Raw genomic sequence first — 22683 nt, forward strand, 5'->3', positions numbered from 1 at the left:
TAACACTTGGCTTTGCGTGTTCGGCTATGAGGGCTGTTAGGAATCAGCTTGCGTATTGCGATGATTGGACATAAGCGCTTCGGCTCTCGGGAGGGTGGAGTCGAGGTTGTTGTCACTGAGCTGGCCAAGAGGATGGCTGCTCTCGGCCACGAGGTTACCTGCTATGATCGATCGGGTTCCGATGTTATGACTGGTGATGCGGCCGAGACTCGTGAACGCATTATAGATGGCGTCCGTGTCGTGCCAGTTAAGACCATCGACAAGAAGGGACTCGCCGCTGCGAGCGCTTCATACTATGCAACTAAGGCGGCGATTGCCGATAAGCCTGACGTTATTCACTTCCATGCTGAGGGGCCGTGCGTGTGTCTTCCTATGGCGCGTAGGGCGGGAATTCGTACCGTCGCAACCATCCATGGGCTTGACTGGCAGCGCGCCAAGTGGGGAAGGCTTGGGTCTGCCTATATCAAGCATGGCGAAAAGGCTGCTGCCGAGAGCGCGGATGAGATTATCGTGCTCTCGCATTCGGCGCAGGATTACTTCGAACAAACTTATAATCGAAGTACTGTTTTTATCCCCAACGGCATGAATCCTAAGGAATATCGACCAGCAGACGAGATTGAGAAACGTTGGGGTTTGGAGAAGAACTCCTACATACTCTTCCTGGGAAGACTTGTTCCGGAAAAGAGACCAGAGCTGTTGATTGAAGCTTTCAACAGGCTTGATACAGACAAACGGCTCGTGATTGCTGGCGGTGCCTCTGATACCTCGGAGTACGAGAAACAGTTGCGGGATATGGCAGAGGGCGACAAGAGAGTTCTGTTTACGGGCTTCGTGACTGGCAATACTCTGGCGGAGCTCTACTCTAATGCCTATTGCTACGTCTTGCCCTCGGATGTTGAAGGCATGCCCATGAGTCTCCTAGAAGCCATGGCATACGGAAGATGCTGCGTAACGTCTGATATCCCCGAGTGCGCCGATGTGCTTGCCGGACATGGGATGACGTTCGAGAAGGGCAATGCTGATGCGCTGGAAACGGTACTCGAGAACATATTAGAAGCACCAGAACGAGTGAAGCTGCTTGGCAAAGCTGCAAGAGAACATGTAACAAGAAGTTACGATTGGGATATCGTCGCTCAACAAACTCTAGAAATATACTCCGGCACGCGTGAAAGGTACTAGATGGCAAAGTCAGAAAAGAAGCTAAATGGGACAATAATAGTCACCTATCGCTGTAATGCTCGCTGCACGATGTGCAATCGCTATAAGGCGCCAAGCCGTCCGGATGAGGAGATATCTCTCGATACGATCAAGAAGCTCCCCAGGATGTATTTCACGAACATCACGGGAGGAGAGCCTTTCATCCGTGAGGATCTTCCTGATATCGTGCGCGAACTCTACAAGAAGAGCGACCGCATCGTCATCTCTACGAATGGCTACTTCACAGACCGCATCATCAAGCTTGCCGAGGAGTTCCCCAAGGTAGGCATCCGCGTATCTATTGAGGGTCTCGAGCAGACCAATAACGAGATACGTGGCCTGCCCGATGGCTTCAACCGTGGCTACTCAACGCTCAAGAAGCTTGTCGAGATGGGACATCCCGATGTGGGCTTTGGCATGACGGTACAGGACAAGAACGCCCCGGATCTTGTGCCGCTCTACCATCTGGCCAACGAGCTGCATATGGAGTTTGCTACGGCAAGCCTGCATAACAGCTTCTACTTCGTTGAAGCCAAGAACATCATCCATGACCGTCCGATGGTTGCGCAGAACATCGAAGACCTGATCAATGAGCTCCTGAAGAGCAACGAGCCTAAGAAGTGGTTCCGTGCCTACTTCAACCATGGCCTCATCAATTACATCTATGGACAGCCTCGTTTGCTTCCTTGTGATATGGCTTTCGATACCTTCTTCATCGACCCCTATGGGGATGTGATGCCCTGTAATGGCACAAAGGACAAGGAGGTCATGGGCAACCTCAACAAGCAGAGCTGGGATGAGCTCTGGAACTCCGAGCAGGCAGAAAAGGTACGCAACGTTGTACGCAATTGCGATAGGAACTGCTGGATGATAGGCAGCGTTTCTCCTGCCATGCACAAGTACATCTGGAAGCCAGCAGCATGGGTGCTTGCCCATAAGCTGCGTCCTGGCAAGAAGTACGACATGCATGAGCTCAAGATCGTACGTGACTATGAGGATGGAAAGGTCACCAAGGAAGAGCTAGACAAGCTTTCTACCTGCGATATGTTTGCCGTTGTAAACGATGGCCTCTCTGAAGCAAGCAAGGCCGAAGCGCATGTGTTTGAGACAAGCGAAGTTCTTGCGCACGCTGAGGAAGCTGTAAGACAAGCAAAGGCTCAGCAGTCATTGTCAGAAGGCCAGGGAGGTAAAGAAGATTGGTGATTGGTCATGGCTTTCGCCATAGGCATTTGGACAACCGCCCGTTTTATTAAGGTAGGTCAAGCAACATTGGACTGAACGGGCTCTTGCTAAGGTGTGGCACTACGAGGCATTGATGCTAGAGAGAAACGTGGCATAGCTTGGTCGGCCATATCCCCAGCCAATGCAGAACGTTGACTTCTGCTTCAACGACTGCTGGATTCTCACTTGAGAACCCGAATCCATTGACATGCTATCGCAACTGTCGGGGCCCGCTCTTCTGCACAATACCTATCATTTATCTGCGGCTTCATCCACTTTATTTCTGTCTCAGATCTTAGATGGGATACGTCATATGCCTACGTTTAGCGTCATTGTGCCTATATACAACGTTGAGAAATACCTTGATCGGTGTATCCAAAGCATCCTGGGACAGAGCTATCGCGACTACGAGCTTATCCTTGTGGATGATGGTTCCCCCGATGGCTGTCCAGAGATGTGCGACGCCTATGCATCTCAAGACCCACGCGTCAAAGTTGTGCATAAGACAAATGGCGGACTTTGCAGCGCTCGCAATGCGGGCCTTGCCATAGCAAGAGGAGAATACATAGTCCCTGTTGACTCCGATGATTGGCTTGTCGATGGTGCGCTCGAAGCCATCTGGGATAAAGCAATTTCTCCTTATGCGCCAGATGCTGTGATATTCAATGCTAAAAAAGTCTTTGTAGATCATGAAGAGAAAATTCCCTGCTATGCCGAACCTGGTTTCTACAATCGGGAGCGAATGCTCAGCGAGGTTCTCCCCTATATGATTTGGGACAAACGACAGCCTTTTTGCAGGGGAATATTCAATCCAGCTGCTTGGAATAAGATTTATAAGCGTTCCATCCTATTGAGTCACTACTGCACAGATGAGCGTATTCGGATGGGCGAGGACAATGCTTATATCTTTGAGTGCCTTTATTACTCGAACTCCCTCTGCATTCTTGATGACGTGCTCTACAACTACTATCAAGAGAATGCTAAATCAATTACGAGTAGCTATGATGCAGGACGTTTTCGTAATAACCGTCTCCTTGTTGACTACCTCGTTGCGCGCCTTGGAGGTAAGGAAGCCTGGCTGGATGATGAACTCAATGCATTCAAGGCGTACTGGCTCTTCATGGCAATCTTTCATGAAGCAAGGGCAGGTTCTGGCTTCCGCTCTGGCTGCAAGCATATCAAGCGAGAAATCGAGGCAAATCGCTCTGCTGATGATATCGACTGCTCGCGTTTGCCCAAAGCGGCGGCTCTCTATCTCGGACTAATAAGGTCGGGCTTTTTTTCTCTGGCCCTTGGAGCAGCAAAGCTTGCTGTAAAGATCAAAGGTTAGGATGAGCTACTTGGCCCCCGCGATTAGCATAATAGTCCCTGTCTACGAGGCGAAAAGTACCCTTGAGCGATGCGTGAATTCTCTCATTGATGAAGAATTCACAGGGCAATACGAGATCATCTTGGTGGATGATGGATCGCGAGACGGCTCAGGAGTTCTCTGCGATGCCTTAAGACAGAGGTACCCCTCTCTTGTACATGTAGTTCACCAAGAAAATGTAGGGGTCAGTGCTGCCCGCAATGCAGGAATTGACATTGCGGCTGGAACTTACCTTTCCTTTGTGGATTCCGATGACTATGTGACCAGTGATTTTGTTCGCATATGCGCTTCGATGACACGAAGTGATAGCGACATTATCTTTTTCGACTATGTTCGCGAACGGCCTGGTATTCGCCATATCGTGAAGCCGCCTGTCATACCGAACGATCTAGAATCCGCTAGGCTCTTAGCACTTACCTGCGAAAGCAATTCTCCTTGTACGAAACTCTACAAGAGGGCATTGTGCAAAGGGGTGAGGTTTCCTCTAGGCCAAAGCCTGGGGGAGGACTTGATATTCAATTTGCGTTTTCTTGCGGTCGCAAGTAGCGCTGCCTATATTCCCGATGCGATGTATGTTTATGTGGAGAACGATGGCAGCAGAACGGAAAGCGAAGCTTGCCTTCAGGACGTTCGAGAATACGAGCTTATGCTGCAGGGCTTGCTGGATTTCTGCTCTACATGTCGGCTGGGCAATCAAGGTAGAGACCTGGCACTCTCTTCCATGAGGCGAGTCATCGCAAACTACGCAGCCCGCCTTAGGAGGCAAGGTTTTGATAAGCTCAAGATCGCACGTGCGCTTGGCAGCATCGAGAGGATTCAGGATGTAATAGATGCGCCTACTGTTGGCTGGAAAGATGTTTTCAGAAGGGCTGTTCTATCACATAGACTCTATTCGCTTGCCAGCTTTGCATTGAAAGGCAAATGATGAAGGAAATCAGCCTCGCCAAGAGTGAAAAACTTACGCTTGCAGTCTTTTCAGTCCTGTTCGTCATAATGTACGCCAGCAGGGTTCTCGTGATTTCTCAGGTCATTGAATCATCCAATATAACGATTTTCATCCAGCTTGTTTATTTGGGATTCGTTAGTCTCTTATGGCTGATGGAGCTCAAATACGGGCATTATCAGCCTACGGCTTTCAGCCTGTTTGTCGTACTCATGGTCCTACATCTATTCTTATTTTGTTTTGTATTAGTAAATCCAGTCATGCCTTCCAATTTGAGCCTGGCCCAAACAAATGGACTATTTCTTCTAATTATTATATTTACTGCTTGGTTTGTGAGAAGCCGCAGCATTCCTCTGCGCCTTGCCTCGATGTGTTTCTATGTTTTAGGTGCTGTTCTTCTTTTGCAGATGTTGCTCCATCCAGCAGATATAAATCTCAGCGGCGTTGGTACTGTCTTCGATGCTGAAGGAAGGACTAGAAGCGTTTTTGGCTTTGGACATGCGAATACGCTTGGCGGAATGTGTGTTGCTCTTTTTATGATGTACCTCTATCGGTTGACTACCGCCGAAATACACAGAGGGGTTTTCGTAAGATGCTTAGACTACGTGCTTCTAACAGTTGCCGTGATCATGCTCTTGTGCAGCGCTTCGAGGAGTTCAATCATTGGACTTGTTCTATTGCTAGGTTCTTGGATGATAGGCAGTTTTTCGCTCAACGCGAACGGGGGAAAAGCTTCGCGTCGTATTGCGGTGCTGTTTATCGCTTTAATGCTGCTCTACAACGTACTTAGTTCGATTGATTCAACTAACCTGCAAACCGCAATCAACCAGTCGAACCGTATTTGGCTCTTCGAGTATGCTGTACCCTCGCTGTTCAATAGCGGAAGAGTTCTGATAGGACTTGGATATGTTTCCAATACCGCCTATGGAGAAGGACTTACTCCTTATCACACTCTGTGGCTTGATAACGGATATATTTATTATCTTGTTGCTACAGGAGTTATTGGCATCCTAATCATTATGGCGGCCCTCTTCGTTCTTTTCAGAAGCGCCCTCCAATATACAGATGGACGTGAGCATGTGTTTGTGCTTGCTGCTATGGTGACGTATCTGTTTATAGGCTTGTTTGAAGATATGATTTTGAACGGGAACCCTATGAATTATTTCTTGATACCAGTGCTGCTGTCTATGGTTCCGAGGCCGTTGACTGCCAGATAACGATTGAGGCTTGCCAACAGGAGAAGATGCGCTGATGTCTGAAGTACTATTATCTATAGTAATACCTGTATATAACACGCAAATGTATCTCGACAGGTGCATAAAGAGCATTCTCTTGCAGGACGGAAGCTCTTACGAGATAGTGCTGGTGGATGACGGGTCGGTTGATGGTTCATCAGAGCTCTGCGACGCTTACGGAAAAGAGTACAAAAATGTGAAGGTTGCCCACCAGGCTAACGCTGGAGTGTCTTCTGCTCGAAATCGTGGCCTGGCGCTTGCATCTGGCAAATATATCTGGTTCTGTGACAGTGACGATCGTTTGCTTCCGCATGCGCTTGAGATTGTTCTTAAAACTATAGCTGTATCCATGCCAGATATGATTGTTTTTCCCGTGGTGGAGGAAGACTCTGACGAAAGAGCGTTGGGTATTATCCCTGCTCCCACAAAAGCGGACTATGCTAAGAATGGACCTCTTGTTTCAGGCGACCTGCTGTATCTTTATGCACATGTGCTGAGCAGAAAAATTATTCGAGACGAGAGATTTGATAGTAGCCTCAGCCTGCTCGAGGATCGAGACTTCCTTTATCGCGTATGCTGCAACGTTAAGGGAAAAATAGCAATAATTGATAAGCCGCTGTATGCATATTTTATTTCCAGGGCGGATTCTGCAGTAAATTCGCAGGGTGTGTCTAAATATGTAGACGCTAATGAAGTACAGCTGCATATTCTCAAGGCGGAGCTTAGGCAATCGCGATGCTGTCCCGCATACGAGTTTTTTGTAACACATACGCTTGGAGTTCTAGCGCTTCTCTGCAAGCAGGGCAGATTCGGTGAATCCTTCGAACTGCTCAGGAATAGATTGCTTGCTTTCGATTACTTACATGATCATCTCCGAGGTAATTTGCGCAGGCGATATTTATTATGCAAGCATTTCCCATTCCTATACAGAGTCTCGTATATCATCAAGGGAAAGCTCTCAAAGACGAGAAGACTTGGATCGACAGTTATTGGTGATGCGAACCCAATACAAGAGGGTTCAAATACATGAATGATAAGGCGGTATGAAAGTGAGAGTAGGTATCATAACTTTCCATGCCTCGTATAATTTTGGATCGGCACTACAGGCTTATGCTCTGCAAACAGCTATTGAACGTTTGGGTCATCAATCTAAGATAATTGACTATCGTTCTTGGGATTTTGAACAGTACCGTTTGTTTCGTCCCGAGCACCCGCGCATCATGTATAAGACAATGAAGAAGTTGGTGCCGTATCTAGAGCGGAAGAATAGTTTTGAATCCTTCTGGCGGGAGCATTTCACTATGACCTCAAGAAGGTATTCGTTCAAAGATGAAGCTGCTTTAAATGAGTTGTCAAGTCAATTTGACTGCTTTGTTTGCGGGAGCGACCAAATTTGGAATCTCGACGCAACACGGGGCATTGTAAAGCCCTTCTTTCTGTCATTTGCGGGAGATGGGAGGAGGGTTGCATACGCTCCCAGTCTTGCTCACACATCTTTTCGGCCTGAGTATTTTGATAAGGAGGAGCTTTCCCGGCTTCTTGCGCCGTTTTATGCGATTTCGGTTAGAGAACAGGAGACAGTTAACCTGTTCCAGCCGCTTGTGAATAAGCGTATTGAAATATGCGCAGATCCTACGCTGCTTCTTGATGCAACCTCATATGAGCCGCTGCTCCAAGGGGCTCGGCAGAAGATGGAAGAACCATACTTATTCGTATATATGTTGAGAAGCTGCCCTGAACTCGTTGAGAGTGCCTCGCGCGTGGCTGAGTTATTGGGCGTGAAGGTGTTTTACGTTTCCGAAGAAGCGCTGGATATCGCAAATTCGGAGAATCTTTTCGGGGTAGGACCAGAAGAATTCCTCTGGCTCATCAAGAATGCAACTGGAGTGCTCACGAACTCTTTTCACGCAACGCTCTTCTCGGTTATATTCCATACGCCTTTTAGGACTTTTGCAAGTGACTTGAGCTCATCTCGCGTACGAGGCTTTCTTAAAGACTTAGACATTGATCAATGCCTTTCAACGAAAACCGACATTCGCCCTCTGACTATTGTTGATTGGAGCGAGTCTGATAAGAGCGTGATTGGCATGCGGGAAAGGTCTTGGAACTTTCTAAAGGAGGCGCTTGCTTAGTGGGGGAAAGCAAGAGACTGGTAAAAAACACTGGCATTATCGCAATCGGCGGTCTGGCGACAAAGCTCGTATCCTTCCTGCTTCTGCCGTTGTATACTACCGTTCTCTCCACTGCAGAGTATGGCATGGTGGATTACCTACAAACAATTGCGCTCTTCTGCGTGCCTATCATGTCGATACTTATGGACGAGGCACTTTTCCGATTTCTAATTGATTGCGATACGGTAGAACAGAGAGCAAGAGTCGTGACATCTTCCTGTGCCGTATTGCTGGCGGGGTGTGTGATTTTCGCACTTGGAGCAGGGATAGTATGGCTTCTCGTCCATCCTGCAAATATGGGCTGGATAGTGGTGCTGGTCCTGTCTGCCAGTTTCCTGCAGATGGCCTCTGCCTTTCTTAGGGGTTTTGGCGATACGGTTGGCTATGCCCTTATGAATTTTGCGGCTAGTGCTATCACCATTGTCCTGAACGTGGTCTTTATCGCGGTGTTCAGGTGGGGAGTTACGGGCATGCTGTCGGCTACATCCATCGCGCAGTTCGGATCGGCTCTTGTGTTCTTGATATGGAAGCGCCTGTGGCGCTATGTTGATCTCTCTGCACTGGATAAGAACGAAGTGCGGGAGCTCGTTCGATACTCGGTGCCGCTCATTCCTAATAAGGTCTCATGGACCATCATGAATATGCTCGATCGTCTGATTATCATGAATACCATTGGCGCAGACGCCGCTGGCGTCTATGCGGTAGCCTACAAATTCCCTAATGTAATGGATCAGGTGTATGGCTTCTTCTATCAGTCTTGGAAAGAGAGCTCAGCTCGTATTCTGGGCTCGAACGAGGATAACAATTCTTTTTACAATGCTGTCTACAGATCCTTGCGTCGCTTCATGATGGGCGTTGTCTTGGGCATGACTGCCTTGATGCCTTTCGTCTACGGTGTTTTGGTGAAAGGCGATTACAGGGACGGTCTGCTCTATGTGCCGATACTTCTCCTTGCAACCTTCTATAGCAATATGAGCGGATTCTACGGCGGCATATTCACCGCATATAAGGATACGGGAATCATGGGGACGACTACCATGCTATCGGCGGCAATTTGTGTGGCTCTGTGTTTCGCATTAATCCCGCCCCTGGGGCTCTATGGAGCTTCAATTGCCACAGTTGCCTCGACTTTCGTTGTGAATGAATATCGCAGGCTTAAAGTTGCCAAATATGCCACCCTCATCGAAGACGCGCGAGAGCAGGTGCTTACAACACTCTGTTGTATGGCTGTTTTTACCCTTTACTATATAAATGTATATACAGGCAATCTCGCAGCCCTACTGGGCTGCCTGGCCATAGCTTGCTCTTTCTTCACCGTTGCAAATCGCGCTGTTGTCGTTAAATTCATGGCGGTAGTCAGGGAGAAAATGGATTGGCATAAAAATGGTCGATAACGAGAAGGGCGGAAGTGTCCCCACGCTGTTCTCGGGGAAGAATGATTGCTGCGGCTGTCAGTCTTGCGCAGCTATCTGCCCTATGGATGCCATAGAGATGGTTTCAGACGAGAACGGCTTCATGTTTCCAGTGATTCATCAGGAGAGCTGTGTCGGTTGCAGAGCCTGTACGAGGGCATGCGGTCTCCATCAGCATGTTGGTCAGCAGACTGAAGGACCTTGGTATGCCGCTTCCGGCAATGGTGATGTATCTCAGTCGGCTTCTGCAGGAGTCTTCGTCTCTTTGGCACGCGAGATAATTGCTCAAGGAGGAACTGTTTTTGGGGCTGCATATCATCTGACGGATGATGGCCTACATGTTAGCCATATCGAGGCGACTGATGAGAATCGCCTTGCAGCCCTCCAAAATTCTAAATACGTGCAGAGCGCGGCTGGGCCCTGCTTCCCAAGGGTGAGACAGGAGCTTATTGAAGGAAAGACTGTTCTGTTCTGTGGGACGCCCTGCCAAGTTGCTGGGCTTAGGGCTTTTCTGGGGAAGGGAGGGCCATGGCCCAATCTCTACACGGCTGATCTTGTGTGCCATGGAGTGCCTAGTGAGCAGATGTTCCGCGACTGGGTGGAGAGCGAAGAGTCTCGGCTGAGACAAAAAATAGTAGATGTTCGCTTCCGATGCAAAAATAACGGTTGGGGACATTCCCTGCTGCTTCTGCAGCTACAGGGTGGCTCAGAAGAACTGATTCCAGCTGACCGTTCCGCATACTACGCTATGTTCTTAGGCTTGGAGACATTGCGGGATAGCTGCTATGTTTGTCCCTATGCGAGCGGATTTCGCGCTGGAGATCTCACACTCGGTGACTTCTGGGGCATTCAGAAGACTCGGCCTGAAGTGATGAATGATGAGGCTCACTTCAATATGAAGCGTGGAATTTCTTGTCTGCTCGTGAATAACGCTCATGGGCGCGAGGTCTTGGAAAAATTCGGCGCTAGGCTTAATCTGAGGGAAGTCAGTTTCAATGACATCGCATCAGGTAATGATCAGCTACGCCATCCAAGTACATTGCCATCGGATAGAAAAAGCTGCCTAAAAGCTTATCGTGATGGCGGTTGGAGCAAAGTCGAAAAGTGGTGGCGATGGCACCATGTTATACCAGATAATGTAAAAGAAAAAATTAAGAAATTGATACATCGAGTTCTTCTTGTTCCTGTGGTCAAGCACAGTAAGAATTCATTGAAAAGAAACGGTACATACTAAGGCTGCGGGTCAATGCACCCATGGATTTAATGGGGCAAATTTCGTAGTGCTGTCAAGGTACACTGATTAATCAGCGCGTGTATACATGGAGCTTCAAGTTACACAAGACACAAGCGTAGTATCCTAAGCAACTCATTTTCAAATCAGGCACTTCTGCATAGCTGTTTTTTCGTATTAAACCATTCACACACTATTTGCTAAATTCGATTTAGCAAAACTTCCATTAAGCTTATAGTTACATAAATTGCGGAAGGGGGCCATAATGCAATCTCTGTGCCGGTAATGTAGCAGGTATCATTTCTGTGGGAACCAAATTTCTGTGCCGCAGTTAGAGCGTCGAGGGCAGGCAGATAAATGCTGTCAAAGTGATTTTGTGGATTAAGGAGCCATCAGGTTATGAAGCACAGATGCTTAATGCGGTGTGGTATGGCCGTATTGCTTGCGGCATGTCTCACTGCAGCCCCGGGATTGTGTCCGACACCTGTACTAGCTGAGGACGCCAATACTGCTAGCGCCTCGCAAACGCAGGATATTTCAAAAGGTTCAGCTATTGACGGAACGGATTACTCGGTTACTTCGGTAAAGACATATGCCATTGCGCCAGATATAACCGAGCGGACGATCGTTACCAATAATGCTGCAGGCACCTCGCAGACTGTTGCCAATGTGATGGAGATCAACACCGCGAATGGCAATGCGAAGCTTGCCGCAAGCTACGGCAATGTCGATCCGGCTAAAGATGGCTGGAAGATGTCGACCCTTACGGATCAGACGCATCTGTACGAGAAGACTTACAACGAGAATGTTGTAGGCGGCATCAATGCATCGCTCTTCAACATCACGACGGGTGAGCCCATGGGCTATCTCCGCATGGGGGGTACGACATACAAGGATGATGCAAAGATTCCGTTCGTTGCCGTATTCAGCGATGGCTCTGTTGGAATTTATCCAGCAGGAACGACACTCGACCAGGCAGCCGCTGAGCAGAGCAAGAAAGTCGGCTCTACGGTCACAGTCACGGATGCGGCGGGTGGCTGGTGCATCCTCGTGGATGGCAAGACTGTTGCAACGCAGGGTTCCAATGGTGGATATTACTCTCGCAGCGCTATTGGTCTGAAGGCAGATGGCACGGTCGTTATGCTTCAGGCTGACGGCACCATGCCTCCGCGTTCCCTCGGGTACACTCTTGAGGAAATGGGCCGCATGATGCAGAGCCTGGGGTGCACCTATGCCCTGGAGCTCGATGAAGGCGGATCATCCGAGTTCGTGTCCCAGCGCGAAGGCGAGTCTGACATTGCAATGCGCAATACGCCCGCAGGCGGTGGCGAGCGAGTAATCTCTACCTCCCTTCTCGCGGTTTCAACGGCAGCGCCGTCTGGCGAATTTGACCATGCGGGCATTACCCCCAACGACAATATTTTCACACCCAATACGACAGTTGCTCTTACTGCAACAGGCATGGACTACTCTGGTGCAGCAGCCAAGAGCATACCCTCAGGTGTGTCATGGTCTCTGACGGATGACAGTAAGAGTCTTGGCGAACTAAAGGCCGGGGATGTTTCTGGAGACACCGCTTCTGCAACGTTCGTCTCTAACGGAACCTGTGGAACGGCGACCGTACAGCTTATGTATCAGGGCAAGGTTGTCGGGAAGACGAGCATCCGTATTCAGAATCCAGATACCCTCTCGTTCACTTCGGACGAAGTCAACCTTAACTATGAGGAGAAGAGCGACCTGGGTCTTACCGCACTCTATCAGCAAGAGCCGGTCATCCTCAAAGATGGAGATATCACTTGGGCCATCGATGACACGAAGGCGGGCTCTTTTGAGGGTAACACCTTTGTGACCACGAGTGATGTTACAGTGTCGACGAGCCCCAAAGTCACCGCCAAGTATGGAAGCCTCACGGCTACCACGACCGTGAATGTAGGCAAGCAGCCGACCATCGTTCTCGACGGTGGCGACGATGACGGCCATGATTACAGCACGATTGGCACAACGGTACACAGCTTTGATGGAATGAGTGCCAGTGCAGTGGCTACCTATAGCTATCCTAGCCGTGGCGGTATAGTTACCGGCTCGGTCGTGTCGGATACCGATTCGGACTTTGCAGACATCATTCGCTTCGGGCATAAGGCAGTGAAGCTCGACTTCGATTGGACCGGGATTACAGGTACAGATGGTGCCTGTCTTGGATTAGGTAGTAATATTGATGTTCCAGGAACCCCGACGGCGCTCGGTGCTTGGGTGTATATACCTGAAGGTGCCCCGGTTCCTTGGCTGCGTGCACAGATTGCAACGTCCAAAGATGGCTCGACTTATACGAATGCTTATATCAACTTTACTGATCAAAACTCGAACGGTAAAGATGCTAAAGCGGGATGGAATTATTTCGAAGCTGACATGACGCAGTATGCTGGCCAGAAGATTCGCGTCAACAGTGGCATGCTGTTCCGCGCTATGGTCACCCAGAGCGGCATCGGCTGGTATACGACCGATGGCACCAAGCTCTCCAAAGATCAGCTTAAGGGCTACATCTTGGTTGACAACATCTCCTTTGTCTATGGTGCCAATAATCAGGACGTGACGGCACCTACGGTGAAGTCTCTCCAGATTATCAATGATGACGGTACGAAGTCTGATTTGGCGGATGGGGCCGAGCTCAAGACGAATGCCCCTGCGTTCTATGCCACTTACGACGACAATGAGGATACGGACAAATTCGCAACTGGCGTTGAGTCTGCATACTTCTATCTTGATGGCACCTACTATGGAGCTGGCGACAAGGACAATCTGGGTTCGACGCTGAAGGGCGTCCAGATTCCCAATGGCGAGCACTCTCTTACGTTCTATCTCAAGGATGGATTTGGCAATATCACTCGAGAAACCCGTCATTTCACTGTCAATGGTTCCAATGCCGTTACGATAGACGGCAAGGAGACACAGCTCACTGGCGTTAGCTTTGCCACCGACGGCGAGCCGATTGTCGGCAAGGACTGGAAGCTGCATCTCACGACCAATAATATTTCCGACATTGTGGAGATGACAGCTACCGTGCAGCTGAGCCGTGGCTACAAGCCGACGGTCCAATTCTCCAGCGGAGTTACCGGAACTTATGAATACGCCGACGATACGGGTAAGCTCACTGTCAGCGTCACAAAGGTGGAGAATGCATCGGGCAGCGAGATTGCTACGATTACCGTTCCTGTCTCCGAGACCTCTGCTGAGGGCTCGGAAATCAGCGTCCAGGTAGTTTCGGGTACCTACAAGGTCAACTCCGTGACGTCTGATAGCAATTCCTACTGGATGGGCTTCAGCACGCCGTCTGAGACCCACAAGATTACTGCTGCCTACACGCTTTCTACTGAAGCCATGGTTGTCGGCCTTCCGACTACGATCACGGTGAAGAATTCCGATGGCAATGCTGCTGCCGATGTCGATGTGTATGCCGACGACTCAACTGACCTGGGCAAGACGGACTCCGATGGCCGCTTGACTACTTCGGTGCTCACAAAGGCCGAAGGCACGCATACGCTGTATGCAAAGGATTCTAAGGGCAACAGGTCTTACGCGTATTCCTGCACTGCATACAAGTCGACGGAAGACGACACCGGTAAGGAAGGCTTGCCTCAGTACGTTCACTTCAATGTATCCAAGGATTCGACCACGCAGAAGAACATTGCATGGTATAGCAGCCCGTCCGCTTCTGCCGCTACGGCGCAGGTGAAGGTCGCTGCATCTAAGGACATGTCTGACGCAACGGTTGTGGATGGAACTTCACAGCTTGGCTCCTATACGCAGAGCGGTGTTGTGAGCCGAATCAACTATGCAAACCTTACTGGCCTTGAAGCAGGCAAGACCTATTACTTCCAGGTTGGCGATGGCCAGAAATGGTCTGATGTCAGTTCGTTCACCACTGCTGTGCACAAGAACAGCGAGAAGATTTTCCTGACTGCAGATATTCAGGAAGACGACGCGCTTACCGGCTTCGGTCGCATCGCGTCTCACATCAAAGACGGCGGATATGATCTTGGAATCCAGCTGGGCGACGCTGTTGATAACGTTCGCTACTACAACCAGTGGACCGATGCACTCAAGCTATTTACGCTTGATGGCATTGCCGACAAGGACATGCTGCATGTCGTAGGAAACCATGAGGCGGATGACGACGGCAATGGCGCAGCTCTTGCAAAGGAGACCTTCAACCTTGCCGGCAATTGGTACTCTGTCGAATATGGCGATGTCTATATCGCCGTGCTCAACTATACGAGCAGCCAGGACCAGCTTGAACAGTTCAAGGATTGGCTGGTGCAGGACGCATCTGCATCCAACTGCAACTGGAAGATCCTGGTTACGCATATTCCGGTCTATTACACCAACCCGACTGGCGGCGGCGAGGAGTATCTTGCCGAGCTGCCTGATGCTGTCGAAAAGGCAGGCATCGACTTCTACTTTGCTGGCAACGACCACAGCTATGCGCGTACGGAGCCTCTGGCACAGGGCAAGGTGGATAAGGAAAATGGCGTTGTCTACTACATCTGCGGTTCTACGGGCGGTAAGTCCTACAGCGTCGTGAACAATCCTGATTTCCACTTCGATATTGCGACGCTTGACTTCAACAGTATCTATGTCTCCTTCGAGACCAATGGAGACAAGGCTACGGTTACGGCATACAACGTCGATACCAACGGCAACCAGAGTGTTCTGGATACCTATACCAAGTCAAAGACTTGTGCCAACGATGAGCACAACTATGTCTATGACAAGGACTCTAAGAAGCTGGTATGCACCAAGTGCGGCTACGAAACTGATCCTGTCGATGAAAAGTACAACGGTTTTGTCCAAGAGAAGCAGTCTGGCAAGACGATGTGCTTTGTGTCGGGTGAGTTGGTAAAGGGTTCTGTACGGTTTGGCAACAAGTTCTATTTCGCCGACGACGATGGCTATGCCTATGACGGTGACTATACGATTGACGGTACTGTCTGTACGTTCAAGGGCGGTTATTTCGAGTCCAGTCCTGATGGCGATGTCCTGGCAGCAGGACGTGCGGGAGATAAGGTTGATTTCATTCTTCGCAATGACGGCGTGATGAAACTTGTCGGCACTGGCGATATGTATACTTACTATCGTGAACCGGTAGTACCGTGGTCTACTTTTGAAAGCTCCATCAAGGAGCTCGACGTCGCGGCCGGCGTGACGAGCCTGTCCGACTGGGCGGTCTACCACTGCTCCAACCTCCAGAAGGTCGTCTTCGCCGAGGGCAGCAAGCTCACCTCCGTGGGCATGAACGCCTTCGACGGCTGCACCAGCCTCGCCTCGGTGGAGCTCCCCTCCGGCGTCACCAGCATCAGCTGGAATGCCTTCGCGCACTGCGGCTCGCTCACGGACCTCTATCTCCCAGACGGCGTCGCCTGGATCGGCGGCGGCTCCGGCTACGACTTCACCAAGGAGTCCACAGTGACCCTCTCCGTCGCCCGCGGCACGTATGCCGAGCAGTGGGCGAAGGACCACAACGTCAGGTACACCTCGCGAGAGCCCAAGGACATCGCATCCGGCACCTGCGGCGACGGCCTGACGTGGAAGCTCTCCGCCGACGGCGTCCTCTCGATTGACGGAGACGGCGCGATGGCGAACTATGCCGGCGCGGGCGACGTGCCCTGGTGGCAGTACCGGAGCTCCATCAAGGAGCTCGACGTCGCGGCCGGCGTGACGAGCCTGTCCGACTGGGCGGTCTACCACTGCTCCAACCTCCAGAAGGTCGTCTTCGCCGAGGGCAGCAAGCTCACCTCCGTGGGCATGAACGCCTTCGACGGCTGCACCAGCCTCGCCTCGGTGGAGCTCCCCTCCGGCGTCACCAGCATCAGCTGGAATGCCTTCGCGCACTGCGGCTCGCTCACGGACCTCTATCTCCCAGACGGCGTCGCCTGGATCGGCGGCGGCTCCGGCTACGACTTCACCAAGGAGTCCACAGTGACCCTCTCCGTCGCCCGCGGCACGTATGCCGAGCAGTGGGCGAAGGACCACAACGTCAGGTACACCTCGCGAGAGCCGCAGGCGATTGCGTCACTCGAGACTACGTCGAGCGCTCAAAGCACGGAGGAAAAGCTGAATGCTTCTGAGGACGTAGCGGCAGAGACCAGCAGCACGGATACGGTGGCAACGGATTCTGCTTCATCTGATGCAGGCACTGTTGAGGATGAGGGAAATGCATCTGCGGAGGAAGGTAACGCTGAGCAAGAATCTGCTGACTTGCGGGTAGATGCTAAACAGGGTAGCTGTGGAGAAGCGCTCACCTGGTCTCTCGATGACGATGGAACCTTGACAATCGATGGCGATGGCAAGATGACTGATTATTCCGAAAAGTCATCTGCTCCTTGGGACGAGCTGGCCCAGGACATTGTTTCCATTCACGTCGGCGCGAAGGTCGAGACGATTGGCGCATATGCATTCAGTGGCCTTGAGAAGGTCGAAAGCGTGACTTTCGATGACGAGAGTGAGCTTACCGAAATCAGGGACTTTGCATTCAGTGGATGCAAAGCGCTCAAGACTGTTGAACTTCCCAAGAAGCTCGAGAAGATTGGCCAGGGTGCTTTTGAAAAGTGCGAGAAGCTTGAGCTCGTTAAGCTTCAAGAGTCTGTTACTTCTATCGGAGAAGTACTTGTAGAGCAGGATACCGATCAGGCAGCAAACGAGCAGCAGCCTGTAGATGCCTTTGCAGACAGTCTATTGGTGAAGATTGAAGCTCCAGAAGACAGCTACGCGCTTCAATATGCGGAGGAGCACAAGCTCGTCTAGCGCATCAATCGACATGTAGGTACCTAACACGAATGGCGGCTCCTCTTGGAGCCGCCATCCATGTATGTCGCCTTTCTCAAGCTGCAGGCAGCAAATAGGCTCCACTTTATGCGCGAGCACGCGGCCATGCTTAACGATTATTACGTTAACTCCGGATGGGTTGTTGGGATCTTCTCCCCCTGCTGCGTTGTTGTGCCTGGGAGCACAGATGCGCTTCAAACAGACAGGACGCGGATGGGGTCATTCGAGAACTTTCGAGCCTGCGACGCTACTCACATACGATGAGCTTCTCGGTAGGGCAGATGACCTGCTGGGAATCCTTGCTTGCTACAGATGATTCCGGCGCTGCAGGTGCGCAGGACCGTGCAAATTCCGATGACGATTCTTTCATAGCTCAATGGATTGGTGGGTCCCTCATTGTGGCTGAAATCTGAAAGAGTGATATGCTGCCGATATACAACATTGGTTCATTATTTCCGCTATTTCTTTTCGCTCAAATAAGCCAATCGTAGGGAGGTCGCTAATATCAATGAAAGATGGGGAAAGCAAAAATAAAGCACCTCTCGATATGGCGTTTTCGGAGTATCGCAATCAGCTGTCTGATGCAATCCAGCGGTCACCCGATACGCAAGGCGAGCATCTGGATGGCTATTACAAAATATTGGAATACCTTGCCTCAAAGGGATCAATGCACCATCATTACCGGCATTACGTCTCGCGCAGTCGAGCAGAAAGTATTCTTGAACAGTCTGCCATCTATTTGACGGATGGTTCTAGCTGGAATGATATATTTGATTATCAGCATTTCAATCCAGCCTTTTCATCCTATAGGCATTTCGGCAGTTGTTTTTCTGCTTCTACTGATGAGAGCATTGCCATGTGGATGCTCTACGGTGGTCCCCATAGAGATGGCGTAATGTTTGACTTCACTCGTGAAATCCTGAATAAGGCAATAAACGAGACGCCCCATTATGAGGGCGGATACTTCGACGAAGGGCACTTCCAGAAGATCCGTGATATCCCACGCAACCTACTTGAACTGAGATTGGTTGATATTCTCTACTTTAGAGAACTAAATAATGGAGATGATGCCAATATCTCAGTTCGTAGAATAGGCGATAGCAAACGGGTGGACATTACTCGCCAAGAGCTCGAAAGCATCCCTCAGTTAACCAAACACGTCGCTTGGTCTTATGAAAAAGAAGTAAGATTGGTGGCTAGAATCAAGCGAAGCGATTATATTTATAATTCAAAAATAACTTGTATCAAAATACCACTGCAGCTTTCCCAATCTTTTGTAGAGACTCGCGTATTTGATTCCCCACTTTATTCTGGCCGGAGTAGCTATTCGGACAGTTGCTTACATGGGACAGTCAAATGGAATAATTAACAATAGTTATATTAATATACAATAGACCATAGTGACGGGAACAACAGCTGTCTAAGGAGCATGAGAAATCTATGCTCTTACGAGGTTGGTCTATTCTGTGATGACTGGCAAGGAGAAGCCTACAAGAATAGATGACCAAGCTCTCGCGGAATTCACGCGGAGGGGGATAGACTTGGAACATCCTGAACGTCCCTATAAGGATGACGAGGAAATCCACGAGGCATTTGAGCGAATGGTCCGCAAGGCCACCTCGTTCCAGCGCTGACGATAGTTGATGTTCCTCTTTCTCTCCGCGTGTATTCTTAAGATGCAAGTGCCGGTTTGACCACCGTGTAATGGACGGTAGTCGCGCCGATAATGTAGTGCCTGCGTCGCGGGATGAGGTTAAAAGTTCTCTCTGGTAGGAGTTTTCTCTCGCTGACTTTCTCGGCGAGCCAATCGTTGGTGCCGAGCGCACCCGCTGGGAATATTCTGTTCGACGCAGATTAAGCTCCCCACTACGTTCCGGAGTTTGGGCATTGCTAGTCGCTGGAACTAGCTCTTTGGCCTATTGTGTTATGAGATATGTTAATAATCCCCGCGCTTAGAGCCATCAAACAGCTGGTGAAGCATATGGATATCAATATTTCTGACATGAATACGATGGGTTCTCCAAATACAAGAAATACGGGCAATCGGGGTGAGGAGGAAGTCAGGCACTTCTTCAGTAGGAATGGTATGAGCGTAATTGATTATCCTCAAAGCCAGGATGTTGGTACTGATTTAATTGTGGATGTGCAACTCGAGGATTCTAACACGGGTAACACTCTTGATTTGGGATATCCTGTGCGAGTGCAGGTAAAAACTGGCACCTCATACTTTTCCTCACCAGGGTGTTCCCTCGATAACAACGGCAAAGAGGTAGATGGTTGGTGGTTCAGCTGTGATGGCAGACACCACAATTATTGGACAAGACACTTCGATAGTTTTCTTCTGATTCTGGTTAAGCTTAACGACGAATCGGATTATCACGAGGCACCAGAGATGTACTGGCAGTGGCTTGATGAGGAGGGCCGCTACTGTCCGACTCGGAAGCCTATAACTCCTGATGGTTTACAGAACGAATCATCACAAAACGACATGCACTATAAGATTTTCATTCCTAGCAGCCAAATTGTTGACGAAGGCCTGTGCGATATTCTCAAGGAAGCAGCATACAACCATTGGCTTAGCACGAGAGTGGCGTCTGCTGACATTTACAACTTTAATATTGAGGAAGTGCCTGCTTCTCAGCAAGCGCGTTACGCAATGCTATTGCCAGACCTTACGGCTCCACATGTAAATAAGGGCTATGACCATGCAATATCTTGGCCTGAAGCTCTTGCCCTTTGCGTTCTTCATCATCCGAGCAGATGGAGTAACGATTACTACAGCTTTGCAGACCAGTTCGAAGAAGTTCCTAATATCAAAGAGGCAAAATCTAGCAGTGATGCTGGTTGGCAATTTGCAGGCTGGTATTATGACTATCATTTTCTGAACGGCAATGAAAATCCGGATGGTTTTGAAGAACTATCAGGTCTTCCTGCAGAACTTCAAGCTGCGCGTGCTGTCATTGTATCTGCCAGAGCTTATCACGAAAAACAATTCCACCTTGCTATCCAAGTCATTGATGCCGCAATTGACGGCATCAAGGCTAAAGGCATTGATGACATCGACATGGCATGGCTGTTAATCCAGAAAGGCAATAGCTTATGTGAACTTGCCAAAATAGACGAAGCGACAAGTGCCTATGCTAAGAGCCAGCGACTTACAAGAGCTAGCAAAACAAATGAAACTGATTTAACGGCAAAGCTGCTTCACAGTGTAGCTACAGTCGCTATCTATTACCTTCAAACGCCGCCTAGAAGAGATGTAGGGGGTCTCATTTCCGCAAACGATAACGAACTTGCCAGGTTTTCACTGAGGAGAGAAGCCGCGAACTTCGATAAACTCATTGATGAGAGGTTTGATGCGTGGAGCCCTTCCGGTGACATTACCTTTGGGGCCTCAGGCACCCTATTGATTAATTGCCAGGTTAGTCTGGATGTCAGCCTTCTGTCAGGCAATGTGCCGTCGTACCGACAGTCTCTCTCACAGATGGCAATGATTGAACTGTCAGAACGGGGGGCTGAAGGAGATGCTGCTGTCGGATATCTCTCCGCACTGCTGCGGGCGGGCGACGCCAATCGACTCGGACAGGCACTCGAGAAAATAAAGCGCACTTATGACCCAAAGATAGTAACTGACTTTATAGAGAGACTGTCACCCGCCGATGTCACGCCAGTGACCTCTGCTGCTTATTTTAAGGCCATTGTTATCTGCGGGGAGTTTCTGAGTAAGTCTCGTTCGGATGAATGGTTCGCTTTCCTTATTGCCGCTCTTGAGGATCCAATAATTTTTGCAAAGCGATATACCCCTCCTGGCGTCTACCGTTTCTGGCCAACAGAAGCCATTAAGTGTATGTGTTCAATGCGCTACCAACTCAGCTCTAACGTGATGAATCGGATTGTTAACTCTATCATTTCGAGCAAAGTATCCCTCGAACCCGCCTCCAGCGAAATCCGTGGTCTGCTTCTTGCTCTCAATGATGATCCCGCTCGTACGAGAGAGCGCATAACAACTGCTGGTGAACCGATTCCCCAATGGCTAGAACCGATATTAAGCGAAGCTTTCACTGGTGTGACACAAGAAAAGCGTGAAGCAATTCATCGGGAGATTCTTAGCGGAAATCTGTCACATATAGAACAGATTGGATCTTTTGACAGTATTGAACCCGATGAGATAGTTGCAATCATCAATAAAGGCCTTGCTATCCTGAAAGAAATTTGTGTTCAGGCTAATGACGGGGTGTATACAGGAAGATCAATCGATTACGGCTATCTGACTACGTATCTCGTGACGCACTATCCTGAATACTCAAATTGCGATATTGATCGATGGTGGGACAGAATAATTGAGTTGCTTGAAAAACCACTAATCAATAATCGCGAGAAAGTGTCTGCAGCGAAGGTGATAATTTCAAATATTATGCGTGTGCCAGTGGAACAGGCAAGGAAGATTGATGCGCGTGGATCGATGATATTGAAGTCTGTTGATTGGGGGCTGCTTCCGTCCGATGGCGGAGATGAACGCATCGTGTTGCAAGCGATGCTGATAGCGGCATATGGTCGTGTAAGAGGGTTCGATGAAGCTATACGGATGGCGGCATGCGATTTGGAAGGCATTAATAGATACAATGTCTCTCTTCTGGAATACACGGCAAATCCTGGGCTTAGTTTACTTGCTGCTTGCTCTTCTGATGATTACGAAATCAGGTACAAAGCATTCGAAACTTTAGTGAGTGTTTGCTGCGAAGACGAGCGGAGGTTTAAGGAGTATTCAGACTTCTTTTCAAAAAGGTGTCTTAGCGGATGTAGCGACTATGCGAGGGGTTTAATTAATGCTCTCTACTGCCATCAAAACCATGATTCCGAGGCAAAGAAGCTTCTAGATAAACTCGCGAACAGTCACCCTTCAGCAATTGTGCGCCACCATGCGAATAACCTACTCTCAAGGTAATAGCCGTGCTGTACCTTTAGCATTATCACCAGCCAGTGGGCAGCAATCCAGGTAAGTGATAAGCCGTCTGCAATGTGTAACCCCCTCTCGAATGTGTATTCGAGAGGGGGTTACCTATGGGTTGCGCTAGACGCGTGGAG

The 22683-nt window shown here is 49.6% G+C and carries 12 protein-coding genes; all 12 read left to right on the forward strand.

Annotated elements, in window-relative coordinates:
- The first annotated feature begins 60 nt into the window (after positions 1–60).
- The 12 genes from AUL39_RS08285 to AUL39_RS10975 all read left to right on the forward strand — a co-directional run bounded on the left by AUL39_RS08285 (position 61) and on the right by AUL39_RS10975 (position 22543).
- The gene (locus AUL39_RS08285) at positions 61–1179 is read left to right on the forward strand and encodes a glycosyltransferase family 4 protein (RefSeq protein WP_059055359.1); all 1119 of its coding nucleotides are present in this window, start codon (positions 61–63) and stop codon (positions 1177–1179) included.
- Positions 1180–2400: a radical SAM protein gene (locus AUL39_RS08290; RefSeq protein ID WP_059055195.1), complete on the forward strand. Its 1221-nt coding sequence runs from the start codon at positions 1180–1182 to the stop codon at positions 2398–2400.
- 331 nt (positions 2401–2731) lie between these two features.
- A complete protein-coding gene (locus AUL39_RS10955; RefSeq protein ID WP_153001600.1) occupies positions 2732–3748 on the forward strand; it encodes a glycosyltransferase family 2 protein in 1017 nt (338 codons plus the stop codon).
- A gap of 1 nt (position 3749) precedes the next feature.
- Positions 3750–4712: a glycosyltransferase family 2 protein gene (locus tag AUL39_RS08305; RefSeq protein ID WP_059055202.1), complete on the forward strand. Its 963-nt coding sequence runs from the start codon at positions 3750–3752 to the stop codon at positions 4710–4712.
- Entirely contained in the window at positions 4712–5947 is a 1236-nt protein-coding gene (locus AUL39_RS08310; RefSeq protein WP_153001601.1) for an O-antigen ligase family protein, read from the forward strand. Before AUL39_RS08305 ends, AUL39_RS08310 begins: the two co-directional genes overlap by 1 nt.
- 34 nt (positions 5948–5981) lie before the next feature.
- A complete protein-coding gene (locus AUL39_RS10960) occupies positions 5982–6995 on the forward strand; it encodes a glycosyltransferase family 2 protein (protein WP_082667332.1) in 1014 nt (337 codons plus the stop codon).
- Between the two features lie 13 nt (positions 6996–7008).
- Positions 7009–8097, forward strand: coding sequence for a polysaccharide pyruvyl transferase family protein (locus AUL39_RS08320; RefSeq protein WP_059055209.1), 1089 nt, complete (start codon positions 7009–7011; stop codon positions 8095–8097).
- Complete coding sequence (locus tag AUL39_RS08325) at positions 8097–9530, forward strand: lipopolysaccharide biosynthesis protein (protein WP_059055211.1); 1434 nt, start codon at positions 8097–8099, stop codon at positions 9528–9530. The genes AUL39_RS08320 and AUL39_RS08325 overlap by 1 nt, the downstream gene beginning before the upstream one ends.
- Complete coding sequence (locus tag AUL39_RS10965) at positions 9520–10782, forward strand: Coenzyme F420 hydrogenase/dehydrogenase, beta subunit C-terminal domain (RefSeq protein WP_082667334.1); 1263 nt, start codon at positions 9520–9522, stop codon at positions 10780–10782. Before AUL39_RS08325 ends, AUL39_RS10965 begins: the two co-directional genes overlap by 11 nt.
- A 426-nt stretch (positions 10783–11208) precedes the next feature.
- Complete coding sequence (locus AUL39_RS08335; protein WP_160327058.1) at positions 11209–17577, forward strand: leucine-rich repeat protein; 6369 nt, start codon at positions 11209–11211, stop codon at positions 17575–17577.
- 529 nt (positions 17578–18106) lie between these two features.
- Positions 18107–18967 (forward strand): DUF2971 domain-containing protein, encoded by an 861-nt coding sequence (locus AUL39_RS10970; RefSeq protein WP_082667336.1) that lies wholly within the window; start codon positions 18107–18109, stop codon positions 18965–18967.
- A gap of 612 nt (positions 18968–19579) precedes the next feature.
- Complete coding sequence (locus tag AUL39_RS10975) at positions 19580–22543, forward strand: DUF4365 domain-containing protein (protein ID WP_235810808.1); 2964 nt, start codon at positions 19580–19582, stop codon at positions 22541–22543.
- Positions 22544–22683 lie beyond the last annotated feature (140 nt).

Source organism: Tractidigestivibacter scatoligenes, assembly GCF_001494635.1.
Lineage (GTDB): Bacteria > Actinomycetota > Coriobacteriia > Coriobacteriales > Atopobiaceae > Tractidigestivibacter > Tractidigestivibacter scatoligenes.